The organism is Streptomyces sp. NPDC057950 (assembly GCF_042887295.1).
GTDB classification, from domain to species: Bacteria; Actinomycetota; Actinomycetes; order Streptomycetales; family Streptomycetaceae; genus Streptomyces; species Streptomyces kaempferi.
The window spans coordinates 395,029-418,162 of sequence record NZ_JBHVPP010000004.1 but is presented as its reverse complement, the minus strand read 5'-3'; the positions used below and the strand labels follow the sequence as shown (position 1 = coordinate 418,162).

Genomic DNA, 23,134 nt, shown 5'->3' with positions numbered 1-23,134 from the left:
GCCCGGTTACATTCCGAACCCGGAAGCTAAGCCTCACAGCGCCGATGGTACTGCAGGGGGGACCCTGTGGGAGAGTAGGACGCCGCCGAACAAATATTGTGGGAGACCCCCGTACCGGGAAATCGGTACGGGGGTTTTCTGCGTTCGGGATTTTTTTATTTGGGGGCCTCTTGGGAAAGAGGCCCCTTTTTTTGTGCCGGCTTACAGGCGTCCTGCCGCCTTGAGGGACAGATACGCGTCCGCGAGAGCGGGGGGCAGATCGTCCGGAGTCGCGTCCACGACCGTCACCCCATGGCGCATCAACTGCTCTGCCGTGCGACGCCGTTCCGCCTGGGCGTGGGCCGCTGCCGCCGCCTCGTACACGGCGTCGGCGTTGCCGCGGGCCCTCGCCATGCGGGCGACATGCGGATCGGCGACCGAAGCCACCAGAACCGTATGACGCTGTGTGAGACGGGAGAGGACGGGGAGCAGGCCCTCCTCGACCGGGGCCGCGTCGAGCGTCGTCAGCAGGACGATCAGGGAGCGGCGCCGGGCCGTACGGAGTGCCGTGGCGGTCAGGCCGCGTGCGTCGGTCTCGACGAGCTCCGGCTCCAGGGTGGCCATCGCGGCGACCAGGGAGGGCAGGACGTCGCCGGCCGCGCGGCCCTGGACGAGGGCGCGTACCCGACGGTCGTACGCGAGGAGGTCCACGCGGTCGCCGGCCCGGGAAGCCAGCGCGGCGAGGAGCAGGGCCGCGTCCAGGGAGGCGTCGAGGCGCGGGGCGTCACCCACACGGCCCGCCGAGGTGCGGCCCGTGTCGAGGACCAGGAGGATGTGGCGGTCGCGTTCGGGGCGCCAGGTGCGGACGGCGACCGTGGAGTGGCGAGCCGTGGCACGCCAGTCGATGGACCGGGTGTCGTCGCCGGGGACGTACTCGCGCAGACTGTCGAACTCGGTGCCCTCGCCGCGGGTCAGGACGCTGGTGCGGCCGTCGAGTTCACGGAGCCGGGCCAGTTTGGACGGGAGGTGCTTGCGGCTGGTGAACGGGGGCAGGACGCGCACCGTCCACGGGACCTTGTGGCTGCCCTGGCGGGAGAACAGACCGAGTGGACCGTACGAGCGAATCGTGACGCGGTCGGCGTGCCGGTCGCCGCGGCGAGTGGGGCGCAGCCGGGTCGTCAGCCGGCGGCGTTCGCCGGGCGGGACCGTCAGACGGTGACGGGACGCGGCCACCTCGGTGCCGGCTTCCCAGCTGCTCGGGGGCCAGGCGTCGCGGAGGCGGGCACGCAGGGGGCGGCCCGAGGGGTTCGTGACGCTCAGAGTGACGTCGGCGGTCTCGCCCAGGCGTACCGAGGTGTCGCCGGAGCGGGTCAGACCGAGACGGCGTACCGGTGCGGCCAGGGCCGCGTCGCAGGCGCAGGCCAGCGCCAGAGGGGCGTTCACGGCGAGGATGCCCGTCCAGCTCGGTTCCCAGACGCCGATGGGGATGGTGCCGATGGCCGCCAGGAGAGCGGCGCGCCCGGTGAGTGCCATCAGCGGGGGACGGGGACGTGGGCGAGGATCGCGTTGATGACCGAGTCGCTGGTCACGCCCTCCATCTCGGCCTCGGGGCGCAGCTGGATGCGATGGCGGAGAGTGGGGAGGGCCAGGGCCTTCACATCGTCCGGGATGACGTAGTCGCGGCCGGTCAGCCACGCCCAGGCGCGGGCCGTCGCGAGGAGGGCCGTCGCGCCGCGCGGGGAGACACCGAGGGTGAGGGACGGCGATTCCCGGGTGGCGCGGCAGATGTCCACCACATAGCCGGTGATCTCGGGAGACACCGCGGTCTTGGCGACGGCGGTGCGCGCGGCTTCCAGGTCGGCAGGGCCCGCCACGGGGCGTACGCCGGCGGCCCGCAGATCGCGTGGGTCGAATCCCTCGGCGTGCCGGGTGAGGACGTCGATCTCGTCCTCGCGGGAGGGGAGAGGGATCGTCAGTTTGAGCAGGAAGCGGTCGAGTTGGGCCTCCGGCAGGGGGTACGTCCCCTCGTACTCGACCGGGTTCTGGGTGGCTGCGACGAGGAAGGGCTCCGGGAGCAGTCGGGGCGTGCCGTCGACCGTGACCTGGCGTTCCTCCATCGCCTCGAGGAGGGACGACTGCGTCTTGGGCGGGGTGCGGTTGATCTCGTCGGCGAGCAGCAGGTTGGTGAAGACCGGGCCGGGCTGGAAGGAGAACTCGGCGGTGCGGGCGTCGTAGACGAGCGAGCCGGTGATGTCGCTCGGCATCAGGTCGGGAGTGAACTGGACACGCTTGGTGTCGAGTTCCAGTGCCGAGGCCAGGGCGCGGACGAGCAGCGTCTTGGCGACCCCGGGGACTCCCTCGAGGAGCACGTGTCCGCGGCACAGGAGGGCGACGACGAGGCCGGTCACGGCGGGGTCCTGGCCGACCACGGCTTTGGCGATCTCGGCGCGCAGGGCTTCCAGGGAGGAGCGGGCGGCGCCCGGATCCCCGGTGTACCCGGCGTTGTCAGTGGTCGGGGCCATCATGAACGGCGTACCTCTCTTTCGAGGGCGTCTAGTCGGTCGACGAGGGAGACGAGGGCCGCGTCGTCGCGGGGCGGCGGCCCGAAGAGGAGGGGGTGCAGGGAGGACTGTCCGTCGCCGTGGAGCTGGGCGGACAGGGCGGGGAGCAGGGCCTCGGGCGCGTGAGCCTGGGTGGGGGACACGCCGACGAGGGGGGCGAGGCGGGTGCGGGTGGCGGAGCGCAGGGCGTCGGCGGCGCGGTCGCGGGCGTCGGCCTTGCGGTAGAGGCGGGCGCGGCCCTCGACGGTTTCCGAGGCGCGGATCGCGACGGGCAGGCGTTCGGGGACGAGGGGACCGAGTCGGCGTGCTCGCCAGAAGGCGGCCAGGCCCGCGGCGATGAGGAGTTGCAGGGTGCCCCAGAGCCAGCCCGAGGGCAGCAGGTCGAAGAAGGTCTTGCCGCCCGCGTCGGTCGCCGAGGTGTCGGACAGGGAGGGGAGGTACCAGACCAGATGGGGGCGGGAACCGAGCAGTTGGAGGGCGAGCGAGGCGTTGCCCTGCTGGTCGAGACGGTTGTTGTAGAGGATGTCGGGGGCGCCGACGACGACGGTGTCGCCGTTCTCGGAGGTTGCCGGGATCCGCAGCAGGGTGGACAGGCCGTCGCTGGGGTAGCAGGAGTCGGCGTCGAGGGCGGTGGTGGTGTAGCGGATGCCGCCGGTGTCGGCGCTGCCCGCGCGGCGGGCGGCCGGCAGGTCGCAGTCGGGCGCGAGCGTCGAGTCGAAGCTGATCGCGGGGTCGGCGGTGACGCCGGGGGCGAGGGTGCCGAGGGAGGGAGCTTCGGGGGCGATCAGGATCGTGCGGCCGCCGGAGCTCGCGGTCGCCCTGTGGAGGCCGGTCCGCTGGCTGTCGGTCAGCAGGTCGGGGGCGGCGACGAGCAGGGTGGTGTCGGGGCCGGCCGCGGCGCGGGCCTCGTCCAGGGTGGTGACCACGCGGGTGGAGACGCCGCGGTCGCCCAGGAGTTCGGCGACGGCGCGGCTGCCGTAGGGGTCGGCGGAGCGCGGGTCGAGGCGGCCGTGCTGGGCGCCGGAGCGGATCGCGGCGATCGCCACGGCGGCCGCCAGCAGGATCACGACCGCGAGGGTGACTCCTCGGGCGCGCGTCCACACCTGGCGGGCGGTGGGCGACGCCGAGGTGGAGGGGAGGGCGGCCTCGGTCATGAGGCGGCTCCGCGGCCGGTGTGGTGGGCGCTGCCCGTGAGCACGGGTTTGCTGCGCTCCAGGTCGCGGTCGAGCTCGGTGAGGCGGCCGTAGGCGCTGGAGCCGGCGGGCCGGCCGCCGTACGTGACGTCGTCGAAGTCGCGGGCGGCGGCGCGCAGTCGTTCCGTGTGTCCGGGCAAGGTGCGGCCCGCCTCGGCGGCCGCCTCGTCCGCGGTACGGCCGGGGCGCGGGTCGAGGAGGGTGCGTTCCTCCAGGGAGCGGACGATGGCGCGCATGCGTTCCTGGACGGCCTGGTTCCAGTGGCCCTGGGCGGCGTGGGCCTCGGCCGCCGAGCGGTGTTCGGCGGCGCTGCGGGGGCGGGCGTCGAAGAGCGCGGCGGCCGAGGCGGGTGCGCGTTGCGGGGTGCCCAGGCGCCACCAGAGGGCGGCGACGACGGCGAGTACGGCCACCACGATCACCAGTAGTCCGAGGGCGCCGCCGGGGGCCGCGGAGGACGCGGCTCCGAACAGCTTGTCGACCCAGTCCCAGAAGGCGTTCAGGGCGCGTTGGACCAGGCTGGGTTCGTTCTCGTGGTACATCCGCTTGGACAGTTCGCGCCTGGCCGCCTCCCGTGCGGGGTCGCGCGGGATCGTCACCGGTGGTTCGTCGCCGCCGTGCGGCAGCGCGAGGACGGCCGCGGCGCCGGTGTGCGGCAGCGCTCGCAGCGTAGTGAGAACTCCCCCCGCCGGACTCACTCCGTCAGCCTCCCGCGGTGGTGCCGGGGGCGTGGGACTCGTAGTCCCGTACGCCGGCGGCGCGGGCCAGGTCGAGGTCGAGGGCCTCGCGGCGGATGCGCTGGTCGATGTAGAGGAGCACGGTGACGCCGGCGGTGATCGGGAAGGTGAGCATGGACCCGATGACCGAGCCGATCCCGCTGATGACGAGGAACGTCCAGCCCAGGCTGCCGCCGCCGCTGTTGAGGAAGCCGCTGATGCCGTTGCCGCTGAGGGCGGCGGCGAGGATGGAGAACGGGATGACGACGATCGACGCGACGATGTTGGCGATGATCGTGGCGAGCAGCTGAATGCCGAAGATCCGCCACCAGGAGCCGCGGACGAGCTTGGCGGAGCGGCTCATCGACTTGAGGACGCCCTGCTTCTCCAGCATGAGCGCCGGAGAGGCGAGGGAGAAGCGGATCATCAGCCAGAGGGCGACGACGGCCGCGCCGAGTCCGCCCAGGGCGGCGAGTGCCGCGCCGGGGCCGCTCGCGCCGGCGAACGCGATGATCACACCCGGCAGGACGCCGACGCCGATGATCGCGCAGGCGAGGAGCGGCAGCAGGAAGGTCAGACCGAACAGTTTCAGCAGCTGGGGGCGGGCGTCCCGCCATGCCTCGGTGGCGGTGACGGGCTTGCCGAGCACCGCGCGGCTGGTGACGGAGGTGAGCAGCGCCGTCGCGACGATGGTGCCGAGCAGGGTGATGAGCAGGACGATGCCCGAGCTGAGCAGGGCGGAGCCCAGGGCGTGGCTCAGTTCGCCGACGGTGGCGCTCGGGTCGTTGAGGGCGTCGGTGTCGGCGTTGTCGTTCAGGAAGAAGCCCTGGAGCAGGATGACCGCGATCTGCGTGACGACGGCGACGGTCAGCGAGATGCCCAGGACCGTGCGCCAGTACGTGCGCATCGTGGAGACCGCGCCGTCGAGGATCTCGCCGACGCCGAGCGGGCGCAGCGGGATGACGCCGGGCTTGGCGGCGGGGGGCGGGCCGCCCCAGTTTCCGCCCCAGCCGGTGGGACCTCCTGGTCCGCGGCCGGGTCCGCCCCAGGCTCCGTAGCCGCCGCCGCGACCCGCCGGGCCGCCGGGGCCGGGAGGCCGGCCGCCGCCCCAGCCGGGTCCGGGCGGAGGCGGGGGCGGGGTCCGGCCGGGGCCCTGGGGGCTGGGGGCGGACCACTGGCCGGGCGGGGGCTGTTCCTTGGACCACTTCGAGGGCGGCTCCGGCTGGTCGGGGCCGCCCTGGTCCGAGGGCCGCTCCGGGGGCTGCGCGGTGCCGGAGCCGTCCGGCTCGTGCCCGTCGGAGGGGGCGGATCCGGGCGAGGCCCAGCCCGGAGTGTCGTTCATCGTCGCTCCTTCACGGTGCGCGTCCGCGGGCGCGGCGGCAGGTTGGCAGCCATCGTGTCACGGTGTGCCCGGGAGGGGACCGGCCGCCGTATGGGCTGCACATCTTCAATTGTCCGCCGGGTACGGGGCAGACTGGGCGGATGGCTGATCAGTACGCGCAATCCCGCGAGCACGACGGGCCAATGGAGATACCGGCGATCCGCTGGGAGGAACCACCTGAAGGGCCCGTAGTGGTCCTTCTCGACCAGACACGGCTGCCGGCCGAGGAAGTCGAGCTGGTGTGCACGGATGCCCCGGCGCTGGTGGAGGCGATCCGCACGCTGGCCGTGCGCGGTGCGCCGCTGCTCGGCATCGCCGGGGCGTACGGTGTCGCGCTCGCCGCGGTGCGCGGCTTCGACGTCGAGGATGCCGCCCGTGCGCTGGCCGGGGCCCGGCCGACGGCGGTGAACCTCGCCGTGGGTGTGCGCCGGGCGCAGGCGGCGTACCGAGGAGCGCTCTCCGGCGGCGGTGACCAGCGGGCGGCCGGGGAGGCGGCGCTGGCCGCGGCGCGGGCGCTGCACCGGGAGGACGCCCGGGCCAGTGCCCGGATGGCGGTGCACGGGCTGGGGCTGCTGGACGAGCTGCTGCCGGGCGGCGGTCACCGGATCCTGACCCACTGCAACTCCGGGGCGCTGGTGTCCGGAGGCGAGGGTACGGCGTTCGCGGTGGCCCTCGCGGCGCATCGGGTGGGGCAGCTGCGGCGGCTCTGGGTGGACGAAACGCGTCCGTTGCTGCAAGGTGCTCGCCTGACGGCTTACGAAGCGGCGCGCAACGGAATGGCGTACACCTTGCTCACGGACAACGCGGCGGGATCCCTGTTCGCGGCGGGTGAGGTGGACGCGGTGCTCGTCGGGGCCGATCGGATAGCCGCCGACGGTTCGGTGGCGAACAAGGTGGGGAGCTATCCGCTCGCGGTGCTGGCCCGGTATCACCACGTGCCGTTCATCGTGGTGGCGCCGGTGACGACGGTGGATCCGGACACCCCGGACGGAGCCTCCATCGAGGTCGAGCAGCGCCCCGGTCATGAGGTGACCGAGCTCACCGCGCCGCAGGTGCCGGTGGTGGGAGTGGAAGCGGGAGGCGGGATACCGGTGGCACCCCTGGGAACCCAGGCGTACAACCCGGCATTCGATGTGACGCCGCCCGAGTTGGTGACGGCGATCGTGACCGAAGAGGGCGTTGTTTCGCCCGTGACGGCTGAGGCGCTTGCCGAGCTGTGTGACAGGTCACGCCAGGTAACGATTTAGTTAATGGGATGATGTCGTTTATGAAGGGACGAGTCCTTGTCGTCGATGACGACACCGCACTGGCCGAGATGCTCGGCATCGTGTTGCGTGGTGAAGGTTTTGAGCCGTCGTTCGTAGCCGACGGCGACAAGGCGCTGGCCGCTTTCCGTGAGACCAAGCCCGATCTGGTGCTTCTGGACCTGATGCTTCCCGGCCGGGACGGCATCGAGGTGTGCCGCCTGATCAGGGCGGAGTCCGGGGTACCTATCGTGATGCTCACGGCGAAGAGCGACACCGTCGATGTCGTGGTGGGCCTCGAGTCGGGTGCCGACGACTACATCGTGAAGCCGTTCAAGCCGAAGGAGCTGGTGGCGAGGATCAGGGCGCGGCTGCGTCGTTCCGAGGAGCCGGCGCCGGAGCAGCTGGCCATCGGCGACCTCGTGATCGACGTCGCCGGTCACTCCGTGAAGCGGGACGGACAGTCGATCGCGCTGACGCCGCTGGAGTTCGACCTCCTGGTGGCGCTGGCGCGCAAGCCCTGGCAGGTGTTCACGCGTGAGGTGCTCCTGGAGCAGGTGTGGGGCTACCGGCACGCGGCGGACACCCGTCTGGTGAACGTCCATGTCCAGCGGCTGCGCTCCAAGGTCGAGAAGGACCCGGAGCGGCCGGAGATCGTGGTGACCGTCCGAGGAGTCGGTTACAAGGCGGGACCGAGCTGACGTGTCCAGGGACAGTGCCGCTTCGGCGCCCGGACAGCCGGGGAACCGCGCGGAGCGGCCTGTCGGCCGGACCATGACGGGCTCCGGCTGGGAGCGGCTCATGGCGGGCGGGCTGCTCCAGGGCGGAGTCAAGGGCAGTCCGGTCCTCCGGCTGCTCGTGCGCTGGGTGCGCCGTCCGCTGCTGCCGGTGATGCGGCTGTGGCGGCGCAACATCCAGCTCAAGATCGTCGTCACGACGCTCCTGATGTCCCTGGGCGTCGTGCTGCTGCTCGGCTTCGTCGTGATCGGGCAGGTGCGCAACGGTCTGCTGGACGCCAAGGTGAAGGCGTCACAGAGCCAGGCGACCGGCGGATTCTCGGTGGCCAAGCAGAAGGCGGACGCGACCGCCACGGCGAACGGTGACGCGGGGTCCGGCACGGACGACCGCCTCTCCAAGAACGTCAGCCAGTGGATGACCGACCTCGTCGTGTCCCTGTCCAGTGGTGGCCAGGGCGCTTTCGACGTGGTGACGCTCAGTTCCACCGCGGTCGGTTCCGGTGGTGCCGGGCTCGGGCCGCGCTCCTCGGGTGACGTCGATCCGACACTGAGCGTGCCGGAGAACCTGCGGGCCCGCGTCGACAGCAGCACGCTGGCGGCCCAGAGCTACACCCGTGTCGTCTACAAGGACGGCACGCAGTCGCAGCCCGCGCTGGTCGTCGGCAAACAGGTCAACGACCCGAACGGAGACCCGTACCAGCTGTACTACCTCTTCCCGCTGACGCAGGAGGAGAAGTCGCTGAGCCTGGTCAAGGGGACGCTCGCGACGGCCGGCCTGTTCGTCGTGGTGCTGCTGGGAGCCATCGCCTGGCTCGTGGTGCGCCAGGTCGTCACGCCGGTGCGGATGGCGGCCGGTATCGCCGAGCGACTGTCCGCCGGGCACCTGCAGGAACGGATGAAGGTCACCGGCGAGGACGACATCGCCCGGCTCGGTGAGGCCTTCAACAAGATGGCGCAGAACCTCCAGCTGAAGATCCAGCAGCTGGAGGAGCTGTCGCGGATGCAACGCCGCTTCGTGTCGGACGTGTCGCACGAGCTGCGTACGCCGCTGACTACCGTCCGGATGGCCGCCGACGTCATCCACGACGCGCGCGTGGACTTCGATCCGATGACCGCCCGCTCGGCCGAGCTGCTCGCCGATCAGTTGGACCGTTTCGAGACGCTGCTCGCGGACCTGCTGGAGATCAGCCGGTTCGACGCGGGCGCGGCGGCGCTGGAGGCCGACGCGATCGACCTCAGGGAGGTCGTACGCAGGGTGGTCAGCGGTGCCGAGCCGCTCGCCGAGCGCAAGGGCTCCCCGGTACGGATCGTCGGTGACGCGCAGCCCGTGATCGCCGAGGCGGACGCCCGGCGGGTGGAGCGGGTGCTGCGCAATCTCGTGGTCAACGCCGTGGAGCACGGCGACGGCAAGGAGGTCGTGGTCAAGCTGGCCGCGGCGGGCGGAGCGGTCGCGATCGCGGTGCGCGACTACGGCGTGGGCCTCAAGCCCGGCGAGGCGACCCGGGTCTTCAGCCGCTTCTGGCGCGCGGACCCGGCCCGCGCGCGCACCACCGGCGGTACCGGACTCGGGTTGTCGATCGCCCTCGAGGACGCCCGGCTGCACGGCGGCTGGCTCCAGGCGTGGGGCGAACCGGGCGGTGGTTCGCAGTTCCGGCTGACGCTGCCGCGGACGGCGGACGAGCCGCTGCGGGGGTCCCCGATACCCCTGGAGCCCAAGGACTCGCGGCGCAATCGCGGACTCAGCGAGGCGGGACTGCCCTCCGGCGGTGGCGGCAAACTCGCCACGGTGCCGGCGCAGTCCACGGGCGCTCACGCGCCGCCCCCGATGCCGCCGCGCACGTCCATGGAGTCACGTATGGCCGGGGTGTCGCCCACGGCCGATCCGACGGCGCTGCCGGGCAACGGCGCCCGCGTGGTGCCGCGGCCCGCCGGGGCCGTGCGACGGCCGGACGGCACGCCCGCAGCGGGTGGGGAGCGGACCGCGGAAGACCGTGGCGAGCAGGAGGAGCTCGGGCAGCACGAAGAGCTCGGACAAGGGGAGACATTCCGTGGGCGCTGACCGCGAGGGGAGCGGCCGGCTGCGTCCCGTACGCGTGGGGGTGTACCTCGGCTGCGGTGCGCTGCTGCTGACGGGGTGCGCCTCGATGCCGGACAACGGGGATCTGCGGGGGGTCGAGTCCACGCCGAGGCAGGACTCGCAGGTCCGCGTCTTCGCGCTGCCGCCGCGCGAGGACGCCCGGCCGGCCGAGATCGTGCAGGGGTTCCTGGAGGCACTGACCAGTGACGACGCGCAGTACAAGACGGCGCTCAAATATCTGACTACGGCCGCGCGCAAGACCTGGGACCCCTTCAGCTCCACGACCGTCCTCACCGACGGGCCCGACGCCAGGTCGCAGCAGTCGGTGAAGGCCCAGGACAGCGACGGCAGCTATTCGTACGTACTGGCCGGGACCAAGGTCGCCACGGTCAACGACCAGCACGCGTACACGCCGGACTCGGCCGCGTACCACGCGACGGTGCACCTCACCCGGCAGAAGGACACCAAGCAGTGGCGCATCGACGGGCTGCCGCAGGGCGTGGTGATGGGCAACTCCGACTTCCAGCGCAACTACGTGTCCGTCAACAAGTACTACTTCGCCTCGAACGCTCACTCCGGGGCCGCCGGGCAGCTGGGGACCGTCGCCGATCCGGTCTATGTGCGCGAGAAGGTGGACCCGATGACCGAGATGGTCCGGGCGCTGCTGAAGGGGCCCACGCGCTGGCTCGATCCGGTGGTCACGTCGAGCTTCCCGTCCGGCACGGATCTGAAGGCGGGCGTCACCTCGCTGTCGCCCGACGACCGCAACAGGGTGACGGTCCCGCTGAACCACAAGGCCGACCGGGTCGGCAGGGCCCAGTGCGACAGGATGGCGGCCCAGCTCCTGCTCACCTTCCGGGACCTGACGCCCACGGGGGTCGACGAGGTGGAGCTGCAGCGGTCGAACGGTTCGCAGCTGTGCGTGCTCAGCGAGGACCACGCGGAGGTCATCGCCTCGCAACGTGCGGCCGAGCACCCCGGGTTCGAGTACTTCATCGACGGCAAGCAGCGCCTCGTACGGTTGTCCAGCACCAACGGTGGCAAGGAGGCCGAGCCGGTGCCCGGCCCGCTGGGCGACGGCGGCAAGAAGCTGCGGGCCGCCGCGGTGTCCCGGGACGAGGACAGCGCCGCCGGCGTGTCGGTCGACGGGAGTTCGCTGTACGTGGGCTCGCTGGTGTCGGGCGCCTCGCTCGGTGACGCGGTGCTGCACAGCCAGGGCAAGACGGCACAGGACCGCCTGACGACGCCCAGTTGGGACGGCCGTGGCGACCTGTGGGTGGCGGACCGGGATCCCGCGAACCCCCGGTTGCTGCTGCTGGAGAAGGGCGCGGGCGCACCGCGGCAGGTCTCGACGCCGGGACTCGACGGGCGGATCAAGGCGGTACGGGTGGCCGCCGACGGGGTGCGGGTCGCGCTGATCGTCGAGAAGGACGGCAAGAGTTCGCTGCAGATCGGGCGCATCGACCGGGACACCGGTGAGCGGCCCAGCGTCTCGGTTCTCGAACTGCAACCGGTCGCACCGCAGCTGGAGGAGGTCACGGCCATGTCCTGGGCCGGGGACAGTCGGCTCGTGGTCGTCGGGCGGGAGTCCGAGGGCGTGCTGCAGATGCGGTACGTCCAGGTCGACGGCTCCACTCCGGTGGGCGCGGCGCCCTCCGCGCTGACGGGCGTGAAGGAGATCGCCGCGTCCGAGGACGAGCGGCTGCCGTTGGTGGCGCACTCGGAGGAGGACGGGATCGTGCGGTTGTCGTCCGGGGAGCAGTGGCAGAAGGTCGTCAAGAACGGCACGGCGCCGGTGTACCCCGGGTAGGTCGGTTCTCTGCCGTTCTCTTTCGTTCGCTGCCGTGTGCGTGTGCGTGTGCCTGTGCGTGTCCGTTGCGTGTCGAGGTGGGGTCGTCCCGTGGTTCCGGGGCGGCCCTCTTCGCGTTCCGTGAGGCCATGGGGGCTCCGTGCGGGCTGGTCCGACAGCCGTCCCGGCCGAGGACCGGCCCCCACGGGTGACGGGTGTCCGGTTGTCCACAGGCGGTTGTCCACAGGGGTGGCCGGTCGGCCGTGGTGTTGGCACAGTGGTGGACATGCGGGCGTGGTGGCAGGACCTCACCGACCTGGTGCTGCCGGCCGAGTGCGGAGGCTGCGGGAGACCTCGCACGGTGCTCTGCCCGGAGTGCCGTGCCGCCCTGAGCGGGGCCGCCCCGCGCCGGGTGCGCCCGGATCCGGCGCCGCCCGGGCTGCCGGTCGTGCACGCGGCGGCCTCGTACGAGGACGAAGTGCGCGCGGCACTCCTCGCGCACAAGGAACGGGGGGCACTGACACTGGCGACACCGCTGGGAACAGCCCTGGCGGGGGCTGTGAGGGCGGCTTCGGGACTCCCGCTCCACCCGGACCCGCACGGGCTTCCGGCGGCCTCGGACGGGCCTCTGAGCGTGGGGAGCGGGTGGCTGGGGTCCCCCGGCGGGCTGGGACCCGTGCTGCTCGTTCCGGTGCCCTCCTCGCGGCGGGCGGTGCGGGCGCGCGGTCACGATCCGGCGCGCCGGATCGCCCTCGCGGCCGCCGGGGAACTGCGGCGCACGGGAGCGCCGGTGCGGGTGCTGGCCGTGCTGCGGCAGCGGCGCGCCGTGGCCGACCAGGCGGGACTCGACTCCCGGCAGAGGCTGCGCAATCTCGCGGGCGCGCTGGAGGTCGCCACGGGAGGCGATCGGCTGCTGGCGGGCGCCGGCCGGGTGGTGCTGGTGGACGACCTGATGACGACCGGAGCCTCCCTGGCGGAGGCGGCGCGCGCCGTACGGGTGGCGGTGGAGGGCGCCGATGCATACGGAAGGGAAGCCGGGGAAGCAACGGGGGAACGGATGCGGAGACGAGTGGGGAAACGGATGACCGAGGCGACGAGAGAGGTGGAGGAACGTGATCCGGCGGCTCGCGGGATGACGGACACGAGCCGAGCCGGCGCCATGATCTGTGCCGCTGTGGTCGCGGCAACGCCGGATGGTTTCGAAATCAACCGGAACTGACTGAGAACTTCCATCGTTGCTGGTAATGACCAGGTCAATTCACCTGAACGGAGGTACGCCGCAGTAGAGGGTGACGACATCCGTCCGGGCGAGATATGTTCGGTTGTGAGGCCGTTGGCGCTGGCCACACCTCGTATATCCGAATGCCGTGCTGCGGGTTTCTGAATCACCCGCCCGCCATGGGGTGTAGATCTTGCCCATGGGGGAGGAGGAGGTGAAAGTCACCGAGTCCGAGGTTCCGGGGCTCACCGGGATCTGGTGCAAAAGGGAGATGCTCCGCCTGTGGAGCGGGGCTATCCGGGAACGGAGTTCTGCGTGGACATCGTCGTCAAGGGCCGCAAGACCGAGGTGCCCGAGCGGTTCCGCAAGCACGTGGCCGAGAAGCTGAAGCTGGAGAAGATCCAGAAGCTCGATGGCAAGGTGATCAGCCTCGACGTCGAGGTGTCCAAGGAGCCCAACCCCCGGCAGGCCGACCGTTGTGACCGAGTGGAGATCACGCTCCGCTCCCGCGGTCCGGTGATCCGGGCGGAGGCAGCGGCGAGCGACCCGTATGCAGCACTCGACCTGGCGGCGGACAAGCTCGAAGCCCGGCTGCGCAAGCAGCACGACAAGCGCTACACCCGCCGTGGCAACGGCCGGCTCTCGGCCGCGGAGGTCGCCGACCACGTCCCGGGTGCCGCGACACTGAACGGGAACGGGAGTGTTGTCCACGAGGACGAGCCCGACAGCGTGCCGACCAAGAAGATCGGCTCCCTCGAGGTCATGGGGGAAGGGCCCCTCGTCGTCCGGGAGAAGACCCACGTGGCCGCCCCGATGACGCTCGACCAGGCGCTCTACGAGATGGAGCTGGTCGGGCACGACTTCTATCTGTTCGTCGACTCCGAGACCAAGGAGCCGAGTGTCGTCTATCGGCGGCACGCGTACGACTACGGCGTCATCCACCTCAGCACGGACCCGATGGTCACCCAGGCCGGATCGGACGCGCCGGGCGGTGCGCTCGGCGGCTAGACCCGCCCCGACGACGACAGAGCCGGTGCCCCTGGTGCGCGCGTGCGCCCCCAGGGGCACCGGTGTGCGACCACTTCGCGACCCGCTCTGTCACCCCACTGTCGTCCGGGCATGAAATCATGGCCGCACCGGCCCCAACCGGGGGGCTGTTGCCTTGGGTTGGCGATGGCACAGGAACACGGGCCACGGCCTTCAGGGGGAGGAACGATGGCGGACAGCTTCGGACCGATGCGTGTCGAGGATGCCGACGGCGGGGGCGCCGGTACGAGCCCGGACGCGGGCACCTCACGCAAGGAGCCCATCCGTGTCCTGGTCGTGGACGACCACGCCCTCTTCCGCCGCGGTCTGGAGATCGTGCTCGCGGCCGAGGAGGACATCCAGGTCGTCGGCGAGGCGGGGGACGGGGCGGAGGCGGTCGACAAGGCGGCCGATCTGCTCCCGGACATCGTGCTGATGGATGTACGCATGCCGAAACGGGGCGGCATCGAGGCATGCACCTCCATCAAGGAGGTGGCCCCCAGCGCGAAGATCATCATGCTGACGATCAGCGACGAGGAGGCCGACCTCTACGACGCGATCAAGGCCGGCGCGACCGGATATCTCCTCAAGGAGATCTCCACGGACGAGGTGGCCACGGCCATTCGCGCGGTGGCGGACGGTCAGTCGCAGATCAGCCCTTCGATGGCGTCGAAACTGCTCACCGAGTTCAAGTCGATGATCCAGCGGACCGACGAGCGCCGGCTGGTGCCGGCGCCGCGGCTCACCGATCGCGAGCTGGAAGTCCTCAAGCTCGTCGCGACCGGAATGAACAACCGGGATATCGCCAAGGAGTTGTTCATCTCCGAGAACACGGTGAAGAACCACGTGCGCAACATCCTGGAGAAGCTCCAGCTGCACTCCAGGATGGAAGCGGTGGTGTACGCGATGCGGGAGAAGATCCTCGAGATCCGCTGAGGGCTGTCGTCCGGATCAGCCGGCCGGTCCGGGTGCGTCACCCGAGGGCGTGCGCCAGCTCCCTCGTCAGCGGGTCGCGCAGCTCGGGCGCGTCCACCCGCTCCACGCGCACGCTCGTGCAGTCCACCCAGCTCGCGGCCTCCACCAGTGCCTGGGCCACCGCGGGGACGGCCTTGGCGCCGTCCAGGGTGACCTGCTTGGCGACCAGGGTGTTCCCCTCCCGGGCGGGATCCACCCGGCCGACCAGTCGGCCGCCGGCGAGGACCGGCATCGCGAAATAGCCGTGGATCCGCTTCGGCTTGGGCGTGTACGCCTCCAGGCGGTGGGTGAAGCCGAAGATTCGCTCCGTCCGGGCCCGCTCCCAGACGAGCGAGTCGAACGGGGACAGCAGCGTCGTGCGGTGACGGCCGCGCGGCGCGGTCTCCAGGGCGGCCGGATCGGCCCACGCCGGCTTGCCCCAGCCCTCCACGGCCACCGGGACCAGCCCCGAGTCCGCGATCGCCGCGTCGACCTGCTCGCCCTTGAGCCGGTGGTAGTCGGCGATGTCCGCGCGGGTGCCGACGCCCAGGGACTGGCCGGCGAGGCGGACCAGGCGGCGCAGGCACTCCGCGTCGTCCAGCTCGTCATGGAGCAGGGTGTCGGGGACGGCGCGCTCCGCGAGGTCGTACACCCGCTTCCAGCCGCGCCGCTCGGTGCACACCACCTCGCCGTACATCAGCGCGCGCTCCACGGCGACCTTCGTGCCCGACCAGTCCCACCACTCGCTGGTCTTCTTCGCGCCGCCCAAGTCCGTCGCCGTGAGCGGGCCTTCGGTGCGGAGCTGCTTGATGACCTGGTCGTAGGTGCCGTCCGGCAGGGCGTGGTTCCAGTGCGGGCGGGCGCGGTAGGCGCGGCGGCGGAAGGCGAAGTGGGGCCACTCCTCGATGGGGAGGATGCAGGCCGCGTGGGACCAGTACTCGAAGGCGTGAGGGGCGCCGCCGGCACCCGGTGTCCAGTAGGCGTCGTCCACCGTCCTGCGGCCCACCGCGCCCAGCCGGGCGTACGGGACGAGTTCATGGGAGCGGGCGAGGACGGAGATCGTGTCGAGCTGGACCGCGCCCAGGTGTCGCAGGACCCCGCGGACGCCCGACCTGCGGTCCGGGGCCCCCAGGAAACCCTGGGCGCGCAGGACGATGCGGCGGGCCTCGTCGGCGGAGAGGTCGGTGGCGGGACGCGGGAGACTCGTCATGCCCGCACGATAGGCGGTGGCACTGACATCGGGGGCCGGGCCCGTGGTCCGGGGCCGGGGAGGCCACCGCCGACGCGCCCGGCCGGCGGCCGGCTCTCCCCGTTCCCGGCGCCGCGCCGGCTCTCCCCGTTCCCGGTGTCCGGGTCTCGGCTGCCCGGGTCTCAGACGGTCGGCGGCCCGGAAGGGGGCGGGAGGTAGGGCGCCGTCGAGGGCAGGCCCAGGTCCGAGGGGATCAGGGAGCCGATCCAGCAGTCGCGGCGGACGCCCTTGTTGTTGATGGCGGAGCGGAGCGTGCCCTCCATGGTGAAGCCGGCCCGCTCGGCCACCGCGCGGGAGGCATGGTTGCCGACCTCGGCGCGCCATTCGACGCGGTCGACGGCGAGGCTGGTGAACGCCCAGCGTGAGGCCGCGACGGTGGCTTCGGTGAGGTAGCCGTTGCCCCGGTGCTCCTTCGTGGCCCAGAAGCCGACCTCGCCGACACCCAGGGAGCGCATGGTGATGCCGAGCATGCCCACCAGTTCCCCGGAAGGGAGGAAGACGCCGAAGGTGAACATCGAGCCGTCCGACCAGCCGTCGGGCACCAGCTGGGCCGTGAACCCCGTCGCGTGTTCGTGCAGATAGGGCGACGGGATGGTGGTCCAGCGCTGGATGTCGGGATCCTGGACGGCGTCGAACACGGCGTCGGTGTCGTGCGAACCCACGGTGCGCAGGAGCAGGCGGTCGGTGGCGAGCGTGACGGGGTCCATCGGGCGATTCTGCTCGGGCTGCCGTAAGGGCGCCATTCCTTTGCCCTGGGTGATGCTTCGGTTACTTTTCGCTGCGTGGACGCGGCACCTTACGCAACCCCTGTCCGTTGTCCTAGTGGCTGTCGTGGGCAGACCTCCCGGCGCGGTGGGGTCCTCGCTTACGATGGCCGTTGCTCAAGCTGCTCTTGACACCGCCATTCAAACCGACCGTCCCAGGCCCGACCGGCAAGGAGACAAACCCCCGTGTCCGTCCTCTCGAAGATCATGCGTGCAGGCGAAGGCAAGATCCTGCGCAAGCTGCACCGCATCGCGGACCAGGTCAACTCCATCGAAGAGGACTTCGTCGACCTCTCCGACGCCGAGCTGCGGGCCCTCACCGATGAGTACAAGCAGCGGTACGCCGACGGCGAAAGCCTCGACGACCTGCTGCCCGAGGCGTTCGCCACGGTCCGTGAGGCCGCCAAGCGCGTCCTCGGCCAACGTCACTACGACGTGCAGATGATGGGTGGCGCCGCGCTCCACCTCGGCTACGTCGCGGAGATGAAGACCGGTGAGGGCAAGACCCTGGTCGGCACGCTGCCCGCGTACCTGAACGCCCTCTCCGGAGACGGCGTCCACCTCATCACGGTCAACGACTACCTGGCCGAGCGCGACTCCGAAATGATGGGCCGCGTCCACAAGTTCCTGGGCCTGAACGTCGGCTGCATCCTGGCCAACATGACGCCGGCCCAGCGCCGCGAGCAGTACGCGTGCGACATCACCTACGGCACGAACAACGAGTTCGGCTTCGACTACCTGCGCGACAACATGGCGTGGGCCCAGGACGAACTCGTCCAGCGCGGTCACAACTTCGCGATCGTCGACGAGGTCGACTCCATCCTCGTCGACGAGGCCCGTACGCCGCTGATCATCTCCGGCCCGGCCGACCAGGCCACCAAGTGGTACGGCGACTTCGCCAAGCTGGTCACCCGCCTCAAGAAGGGCGAGGCCGGCAACCCCCTCAAGGGCATCGAGGAGACCGGCGACTACGAGGTCGACGAGAAGAAGCGCACCGTCGCCATCCACGAGCCCGGCGTGGCCAAGGTCGAGGACTGGCTGGGTATCGACAACCTGTACGAGTCGGTGAACACCCCGCTCGTCGGTTACCTGAACAACGCCATCAAGGCCAAGGAACTCTTCAAGAAGGACAAGGACTACGTCGTCATCGACGGCGAAGTCATGATCGTCGACGAGCACACCGGCCGTATCCTCGCCGGCCGCCGCTACAACGAGGGCATGCACCAGGCGATCGAGGCGAAGGAAGGGGTGGACATCAAGGACGAGAACCAGACCCTCGCCACGATCACCCTGCAGAACTTCTTCCGCCTCTACAGCAAGCTCTCCGGCATGACCGGTACGGCGATGACCGAGGCCGCCGAGTTCCACCAGATCTACAAGCTCGGCGTCGTCCCGATCCCGACCAACAAGCCCATGGTCCGCAAGGACCAGTCGGACCTGATCTACCGCACCGAGGTGGCCAAGTTCGACGCGGTGGTCGACGACATCGCGGAGAAGCACGAGAAGGGCCAGCCGATCCTCGTCGGCACGACGTCGGTCGAGAAGTCCGAGTACCTCTCGCAGCAGCTCTCCAAGCGCGGCATCCAGCACGAGGTGCTGAACGCCAAGCAGCACGACCGCGAGGCCACGATCGTCGCCCAGGCGGGCCGCCGGGGTGCCGTGACCGTCGCCACGAACATGGCCGGCCGAGGCACCGACATCAAGCTCGGCGGCAACCCCGAGGACCTCGCCGAGGCCGAGCTGCGTCAGCGCGGCCTCGACCCCGAGGAGCACATCGAGGAGTGGGCCGCCGCCCTCCCCGCCGCCCTGGAGAAGGCCGAGCAGGCCGTCAAGGCGGAGAACGAGGAGGTCAAGGACCTCGGCGGGCTCTACGTACTGGGCACCGAGCGCCACGAGTCGCGGCGCATCGACAACCAGCTGCGCGGTCGCTCCGGCCGTCAGGGCGACCCGGGCGAGTCCCGCTTCTACCTCTCCCTCGGTGACGACCTGATGCGCCTGTTCAAGGCCCAGATGGTCGAGCGCGTGATGTCGATGGCGAACGTGCCGGACGACGTGCCGATCGAGAACAAGATGGTCACGCGCGCGATCGCGTCCGCACAGTCGCAGGTCGAGCAGCAGAACTTCGAGACCCGCAAGAACGTCCTGAAGTACGACGAGGTGCTCAACCGCCAGCGCGAGGTCATCTACGGCGAGCGCCGCCGCGTCCTGGAGGGCGAGGACCTGCAGGAGCAGATCCAGCACTTCATGGACGACACGATCGACGCGTACATCGGGGCCGAGACCGCCGACGGCTTCGCCGAGGAGTGGGACCTGGACCGCCTGTGGGGCGCCTTCAGGCAGCTCTACCCGGTGAAGGCCACCGTCGAGGAGCTGGAGGAGGCGGCCGGCGACCGCGCCGGTCTGACCGCCGAGTTCATCTCCGAGTCCGTCAAGGACGACATCCACGAGCAGTACGCGGCGCGCGAGGAGCAGCTCGGCTCCGAGATCATGCGCGAGCTGGAGCGTCGGGTCGTGCTCTCGGTGCTGGACCGCAAGTGGCGTGAGCACCTCTACGAGATGGACTACCTCCAGGAGGGCATCGGCCTGCGCGCCATGGCGCAGAAGGACCCTCTGGTCGAGTACCAGCGCGAGGGCTTCGACATGTTCGGCGCCATGATGGACGGCATCAAGGAGGAGTCCGTCGGCTACCTGTTCAACCTGGAGGTCCAGGTCGAGCAGCAGGTCGAGGAGGTCCCGGTCGAGGACGCCGCGCCGTCGCTGGAGAAGGAGGACGTCGTCCCCGCGGGCGCGCGTCCCGAGATCCGCGCCAAGGGGCTCGACGCTCCGCAGCGTCCCGACCGGCTGCACTTCTCCGCGCCCACCGTGGACGGTGAGGGCGGCGTGGTCGAGGGTGACTTCACCAACGACGACGAGCCCGTGCGCTCCGAGGCGGACGGACTCACGCGTGCGGAGCGCCGCAAGCAGCAGAAGAGCATCGGTCGCCGCCGCAAGAAGTGACGGCCGTGACGGCTGAGCCCCGGAGGGCCGAGTGGCCCGGGAGGGCCGACCGGTCCGGTGGGACCGCGCCGTGACGGGCTGATGGGCTGATGGGTCGAAGGGCCGGGCACCTCGGGTGTCCGGCCCTTCGCGTCGTTCAGCCGTCGTCGGCGGCGCGGGGCATGCGGGGGCCGCCCAGCTCCACAGCCGTGCACCGCCAGCGGAGGTCGGGTCCCTGTTCCAGGCGGAAGGCCATGGCGCGGATCTGGTCACCGGCGCCGATGCGGGCGAAAGCCTCGATCGCACCGGGGCGGGGGACGTAGTAGCCGATGTCGCGGACGACCGGCCGGCTGCCACGGGTGCGCAGCCGGCCACGTTCGGCGAGCCAGGCGAGCTCGTCGTAGGCGCGGCCCGCGGTGTGGCGCAGCATGCAGTGGACGGGGCGCTGACCGCTCAGCACGGCGAGCAGGCGGTCGGCGAAGAGGTCGGTGGGCCGGGGCTGCGGAGCGGGCCGCTGCCGGGTCCCGTCCGGGCAGGGGGCCGGGACCGGCGTGGTGTACGGGGGTGACGGCGGCGGGCTGCCCGCGGGGGCCGTGCGAGGGGCGCCGCCGCCCGGGGCGCGGGGCGGGGCGCCTCCCGGGCGACGGGTGTCCTGGCGGCCGGGAGGGCGGGTGCCCGGGCGGCGCCCCGTCCTGGTCATCACCTTGTTCATGAGTCGTCCCCGCTCGCTGCGGCCCGGTCGGTACCGGGCGGTAACTTTCGTGTCGGAGATCTTGTACGAGGCCGGAGCGGGGGCCCGCAAGGATGTCCGGCGCGCGTCGCGGCGGCCGGAGGATTCACCTATCAGGGTGACCGACGGGTGCGGGAGCCTTGGCGCGACAGGGGCGTACCGGGTGAATCGCGGGCCGGGGGTGGACGTCGCGGGCGGTCGGGCCCGGGACCCGAAAGAGGACGCCCACCCGTATCCTGAAGGCCCTCCCGGGAGGCGCGGGACAGCCCTCCCAGGAGCTCCCCGACCATCCAGGAGCTCCCCGACTACGAAAGCGGCCAGCCATGCGCGTCTACGTCCCCCTGACCCTCTCCGGGCTCGCCGAGGCGCACAAGACGGGGGAACTGGGAACGGGACCGTTCGTGGCGTACGCCGTCACGCCCGCCCTGCGCGAGTGGTATCTCTCCGACGACATCGAGGAGCTCGAGTACGCGGCGCTGAACCGGGCCGCGCTGGCCTCTCTCCGGCTGCTCGCGGGGGAGCGGGACACCGCGCGGCGCCGGGTGGTCGTCGCCGTCGACGTCCCCGACCGCGCCGCGGCAGCCGATCCCGACCGGGGGCTCGATCCGGTGGCGCTCGGCGAGGTGCGGGTGTCCGGGGCGGTGCCGCTGGCCAAGGCGGCCGCGGTGCACGTCGACGCCGACGACGCCGAGGAGGACGTGTCGGCCGCCGTGCGGGCGCTCGGGGCGGCCGACCACGGGGACGACGACGCGCAGTTCGTCGTGGACGGGGCGGAGGACCACGAGCTGTTGTGGTTCGCGACGCAGGAGATCCCCAACCTGGTGGGACTCGGGGACTGAGACGCCCCCGTCCGGTTGTCGGTGGAGCCGGGTACGTTCTTGGTATGGGGAAGCACGGAGCAGCGGCGCACATCGTGTGGGACTGGAACGGGACTCTGTTCCACGACAACACCGCGATCATCGGCGCGACGAACGCGGCGTTCGCCGAACTGGGGCTGGAGCCGATCACGCTGGACCGGTACCGGGCGCTGTACTGCGTCCCGGTGCCCAAGTTCTACGAGCGGCTGATGGGGAGGCTGCCGACGGACGCCGAGTGGGAGATCATGGACGACACCTTCCACCGGTACTACACGCAGCACCGCACGGGCTGCGAGCTGACCGAGGGGGCGGCGACGCTGCTCGCCGGGTGGCGGTCGGCGGGGCACAGTCAGTCACTGCTGAGCATGTACGGCCATGACGAGCTGGTCCCGCTGGTCAGAGGGTTCGGTATCGAGCCGCACTTCGTACGGGTGGACGGGCGGACGGGACCGTCCGGCGGCAGCAAGGCGGAGCACATGGTGCGGCACATCGGCGCGCTCGCCGGGGTGGATCCACGACGCACGGTCGTGATCGGGGACGCCGCCGACGACGCGGTCGCCGCGCTGCACGTGGGGGCGCGGGCCGTGCTCTACACCGGCGGATCGCACGGCCGCGCCAGCCTCGAAGTGGTGGGTGTGCCCGTGGTGGACAGCCTGGCCGAAGCGGTCGAGGAGGCCGAGCGGCTGGCGGCCTGACCGCGGACGCCGGCGGCCTGACGGCGGCGACGCCGGCGGCCGGTACGCCGGGAAGCCGGGCTCCGTACGGGCCGGGCCGCACGCCGGGCAGTTCACCTCCGGGCAGTTCACCGCCGGACAGCTCACCTCCGGGCAGTTCACCGCCGGTCAGGTCACCGGCGCCTTCGCGCGCAGGACCGTGAGGAACTCGCGCATCCAGCTGGAGTGGTCCGGCCAGGCGCGTGCCGAGACGAGTGTGCCGTCGACCACCGTCTCCGTGTCCTGGAAGGTCGCGCCGGCGGTCTGCATGTCCGGCTCCAGTGCCGGATACGCGGTGACGCGGCGCCCGCGCAGGGCGTCGACGGAGGCGGTGAGCAGCGGCCCGTGGCAGATCTGGGCCACGGGCTTGTCCGTCTCGAAGAAGGACCTGAGGATCTTGCGGAGTTCGGGGTCGCCCCGCAGATACTCGGGGGCGCGGCCGCCCGGGATCACCAGGGCGACGTACTGGCCGGGGTCGACCTCGCTGAAGGCGAGATCGGCGGGCCAGGTGTAGCCGGGCTTCTCGGTGTACGTGTCGAAGCCGGGTTCGAAGTCGTGGACCACGAACTGGAGCTTCTTGCGGCTGGGGGCCGCGATGTGGACCTCGTACCCCTCCTCGCGCAGGCGCTGGTAGGGGTACAGGACCTCCAGTGACTCCGCCGCGTCACCGGTGACGATCAGGATCTTCGCTGCCATGTCGCTCCGCTCTGTGAGCCGTGTGCGTCTTCGTCGGCCGTCCTGGGCAACGTGCCTCGGCGGACGGGTCCTGCCAAGGGGGCGCGCAGGTGTTTCGGGAACGGAGTGGCGGCTCGCCGGGGCACCGCGGGGGGTGTGCCGGCCGCGGGCCGATCGCCGGTCGCGCAGTTCCCCGTGCCCCTCCAGGCGGCGCGCAAGCCGTCCCCGCGACCCGTGCGGGACCCACGCCGACAGCCCCCGTGGCCCGCACTGCACGTTACCGTCCCATTCGTCCCT

General features: G+C 71.4%; 19 protein-coding genes and 1 rRNA gene. 11 read left to right on the top strand and 9 right to left on the bottom strand.

Annotation, left to right across the window (positions count from 1 at the left end; translation table 11 throughout):
• Window positions 1-91 (top strand): 5S ribosomal RNA (gene rrf, locus ACFVTC_RS10740); the annotation flags it as partial.
• 110 nt (window positions 92-201) lie between these two features.
• Here the strand turns inward: rrf and ACFVTC_RS10735 are convergent.
• Genes ACFVTC_RS10735 through ACFVTC_RS10715 form a run of 5 tightly spaced genes read right to left on the bottom strand, consistent with a single transcriptional unit; the run spans window position 202 to window position 5,788 of the window.
• A complete protein-coding gene (locus tag ACFVTC_RS10735) occupies window positions 202-1,512 on the bottom strand; it encodes a DUF58 domain-containing protein (RefSeq protein ID WP_390126190.1) in 1,311 nt (436 codons plus the stop codon).
• Entirely contained in the window at window positions 1,512-2,501 is a 990-nt protein-coding gene (locus ACFVTC_RS10730; protein WP_390126188.1) for an AAA family ATPase, read from the bottom strand. The genes ACFVTC_RS10735 and ACFVTC_RS10730 overlap by 1 nt, the downstream gene beginning before the upstream one ends.
• A complete protein-coding gene (locus ACFVTC_RS10725) occupies window positions 2,501-3,694 on the bottom strand; it encodes a DUF4350 domain-containing protein (protein ID WP_390126186.1) in 1,194 nt (397 codons plus the stop codon). The genes ACFVTC_RS10730 and ACFVTC_RS10725 overlap by 1 nt, the downstream gene beginning before the upstream one ends.
• On the bottom strand, window positions 3,691-4,428 hold the full coding sequence (locus ACFVTC_RS10720; RefSeq protein WP_390126184.1) for a DUF4129 domain-containing protein: 738 nt from the start codon (window positions 4,426-4,428) through the stop codon (window positions 3,691-3,693). Before ACFVTC_RS10720 ends, ACFVTC_RS10725 begins: the two co-directional genes overlap by 4 nt.
• Window positions 4,429-4,432: 4 nt before the next feature.
• A complete protein-coding gene (locus tag ACFVTC_RS10715; protein ID WP_390126182.1) occupies window positions 4,433-5,788 on the bottom strand; it encodes a glycerophosphoryl diester phosphodiesterase membrane domain-containing protein in 1,356 nt (451 codons plus the stop codon).
• 140 nt (window positions 5,789-5,928) lie between these two features.
• Here ACFVTC_RS10715 and mtnA point away from each other — a divergent pair, with 140 nt between their 5' ends.
• The 7 genes from mtnA (at window position 5,929) to ACFVTC_RS10680 (ending at window position 14,855) form a co-directional block, all read left to right on the top strand.
• Window positions 5,929-7,074, top strand: coding sequence for an S-methyl-5-thioribose-1-phosphate isomerase (gene mtnA, locus ACFVTC_RS10710; protein ID WP_390126180.1), 1,146 nt, complete (start codon window positions 5,929-5,931; stop codon window positions 7,072-7,074).
• A gap of 8 nt (window positions 7,075-7,082) precedes the next feature.
• Window positions 7,083-7,772 carry a two-component system response regulator MtrA gene (gene mtrA / locus ACFVTC_RS10705; protein ID WP_015659998.1) on the top strand — a complete coding sequence of 230 codons (690 nt, stop codon included), beginning with the start codon at window positions 7,083-7,085 and terminating at the stop codon, window positions 7,770-7,772.
• 1 nt (window position 7,773) lies between these two features.
• A complete protein-coding gene (gene mtrB / locus ACFVTC_RS10700) occupies window positions 7,774-9,867 on the top strand; it encodes an MtrAB system histidine kinase MtrB (RefSeq protein ID WP_390126178.1) in 2,094 nt (697 codons plus the stop codon).
• Window positions 9,857-11,695 carry an LpqB family beta-propeller domain-containing protein gene (locus ACFVTC_RS10695; RefSeq protein ID WP_390126176.1) on the top strand — a complete coding sequence of 613 codons (1,839 nt, stop codon included), beginning with the start codon at window positions 9,857-9,859 and terminating at the stop codon, window positions 11,693-11,695. Before mtrB ends, ACFVTC_RS10695 begins: the two co-directional genes overlap by 11 nt.
• 265 nt (window positions 11,696-11,960) lie before the next feature.
• The gene (locus ACFVTC_RS10690) at window positions 11,961-12,893 is read left to right on the top strand and encodes a ComF family protein (protein ID WP_390126174.1); all 933 of its coding nucleotides are present in this window, start codon (window positions 11,961-11,963) and stop codon (window positions 12,891-12,893) included.
• Between the two features lie 315 nt (window positions 12,894-13,208).
• Complete coding sequence (gene hpf / locus ACFVTC_RS10685; RefSeq protein ID WP_381237079.1) at window positions 13,209-13,901, top strand: ribosome hibernation-promoting factor, HPF/YfiA family; 693 nt, start codon at window positions 13,209-13,211, stop codon at window positions 13,899-13,901.
• A 207-nt stretch (window positions 13,902-14,108) separates the two neighbouring features.
• The gene (locus ACFVTC_RS10680; RefSeq protein WP_390126172.1) at window positions 14,109-14,855 is read left to right on the top strand and encodes a response regulator; all 747 of its coding nucleotides are present in this window, start codon (window positions 14,109-14,111) and stop codon (window positions 14,853-14,855) included.
• Window positions 14,856-14,892: 37 nt separating this feature from the next.
• On the opposite strand, the gene ACFVTC_RS10675 is transcribed toward ACFVTC_RS10680, so the two are convergent.
• Window positions 14,893-16,083, bottom strand: a complete 1,191-nt coding sequence (locus ACFVTC_RS10675; RefSeq protein ID WP_390126170.1) for a winged helix-turn-helix domain-containing protein — start codon at window positions 16,081-16,083, stop codon at window positions 14,893-14,895.
• Between the two features lie 161 nt (window positions 16,084-16,244).
• Window positions 16,245-16,829 (bottom strand): GNAT family N-acetyltransferase, encoded by a 585-nt coding sequence (locus tag ACFVTC_RS10670; RefSeq protein ID WP_390126166.1) that lies wholly within the window; start codon window positions 16,827-16,829, stop codon window positions 16,245-16,247.
• A gap of 243 nt (window positions 16,830-17,072) precedes the next feature.
• Here ACFVTC_RS10670 and secA point away from each other — a divergent pair, with 243 nt between their 5' ends.
• A complete protein-coding gene (secA, locus tag ACFVTC_RS10665) occupies window positions 17,073-19,883 on the top strand; it encodes a preprotein translocase subunit SecA (RefSeq protein WP_390126164.1) in 2,811 nt (936 codons plus the stop codon).
• A 136-nt stretch (window positions 19,884-20,019) separates the two neighbouring features.
• Here secA and ACFVTC_RS10660 read toward each other — a convergent pair whose 3' ends face one another.
• Window positions 20,020-20,574, bottom strand: coding sequence for an Rv3235 family protein (locus tag ACFVTC_RS10660; RefSeq protein WP_390126162.1), 555 nt, complete (start codon window positions 20,572-20,574; stop codon window positions 20,020-20,022).
• A 341-nt stretch (window positions 20,575-20,915) separates the two neighbouring features.
• Between ACFVTC_RS10660 and ACFVTC_RS10655 the strand changes: the two genes are divergently transcribed.
• Both ACFVTC_RS10655 and ACFVTC_RS10650 read left to right on the top strand, forming a co-directional pair.
• Entirely contained in the window at window positions 20,916-21,431 is a 516-nt protein-coding gene (locus ACFVTC_RS10655) for a DUF6912 family protein (RefSeq protein WP_168528413.1), read from the top strand.
• A gap of 44 nt (window positions 21,432-21,475) precedes the next feature.
• Window positions 21,476-22,144: an HAD family hydrolase gene (locus ACFVTC_RS10650; RefSeq protein ID WP_390126159.1), complete on the top strand. Its 669-nt coding sequence runs from the start codon at window positions 21,476-21,478 to the stop codon at window positions 22,142-22,144.
• 147 nt (window positions 22,145-22,291) lie between these two features.
• Here ACFVTC_RS10650 and ACFVTC_RS10645 read toward each other — a convergent pair whose 3' ends face one another.
• The gene (locus ACFVTC_RS10645) at window positions 22,292-22,858 is read right to left on the bottom strand and encodes a DJ-1/PfpI family protein (RefSeq protein ID WP_168528411.1); all 567 of its coding nucleotides are present in this window, start codon (window positions 22,856-22,858) and stop codon (window positions 22,292-22,294) included.
• Window positions 22,859-23,134 lie beyond the last annotated feature (276 nt).

Excerpts from the sequence above, each read along its gene's own strand:
- ACFVTC_RS10735 (WP_390126190.1), bottom strand. The coding sequence starts at position 1,512 with ATGGCACTCACCGGGCGCGCCGCTCTCCTGGCGGCCATCGGCACCATC.
- ACFVTC_RS10730 (WP_390126188.1), bottom strand. The coding sequence starts at position 2,501 with ATGGCCCCGACCACTGACAACGCCGGGTACACCGGGGATCCGGGCGCC.
- ACFVTC_RS10725 (WP_390126186.1), bottom strand. The coding sequence starts at position 3,694 with ATGACCGAGGCCGCCCTCCCCTCCACCTCGGCGTCGCCCACCGCCCGC.
- ACFVTC_RS10715 (WP_390126182.1), bottom strand. The coding sequence starts at position 5,788 with ATGAACGACACTCCGGGCTGGGCCTCGCCCGGATCCGCCCCCTCCGAC.
- mtnA (WP_390126180.1), top strand. The coding sequence starts at position 5,929 with ATGGCTGATCAGTACGCGCAATCCCGCGAGCACGACGGGCCAATGGAG.
- mtrA (WP_015659998.1), top strand. The coding sequence starts at position 7,083 with ATGATGTCGTTTATGAAGGGACGAGTCCTTGTCGTCGATGACGACACC.
- ACFVTC_RS10690 (WP_390126174.1), top strand. The coding sequence starts at position 11,961 with ATGCGGGCGTGGTGGCAGGACCTCACCGACCTGGTGCTGCCGGCCGAG.
- ACFVTC_RS10680 (WP_390126172.1), top strand. The coding sequence starts at position 14,109 with ATGGCGGACAGCTTCGGACCGATGCGTGTCGAGGATGCCGACGGCGGG.
- ACFVTC_RS10675 (WP_390126170.1), bottom strand. The coding sequence starts at position 16,083 with ATGACGAGTCTCCCGCGTCCCGCCACCGACCTCTCCGCCGACGAGGCC.
- ACFVTC_RS10670 (WP_390126166.1), bottom strand. The coding sequence starts at position 16,829 with ATGGACCCCGTCACGCTCGCCACCGACCGCCTGCTCCTGCGCACCGTG.
- ACFVTC_RS10660 (WP_390126162.1), bottom strand. The coding sequence starts at position 20,574 with ATGAACAAGGTGATGACCAGGACGGGGCGCCGCCCGGGCACCCGCCCT.
- ACFVTC_RS10655 (WP_168528413.1), top strand. The coding sequence starts at position 20,916 with ATGCGCGTCTACGTCCCCCTGACCCTCTCCGGGCTCGCCGAGGCGCAC.
- ACFVTC_RS10650 (WP_390126159.1), top strand. The coding sequence starts at position 21,476 with ATGGGGAAGCACGGAGCAGCGGCGCACATCGTGTGGGACTGGAACGGG.
- ACFVTC_RS10645 (WP_168528411.1), bottom strand. The coding sequence starts at position 22,858 with ATGGCAGCGAAGATCCTGATCGTCACCGGTGACGCGGCGGAGTCACTG.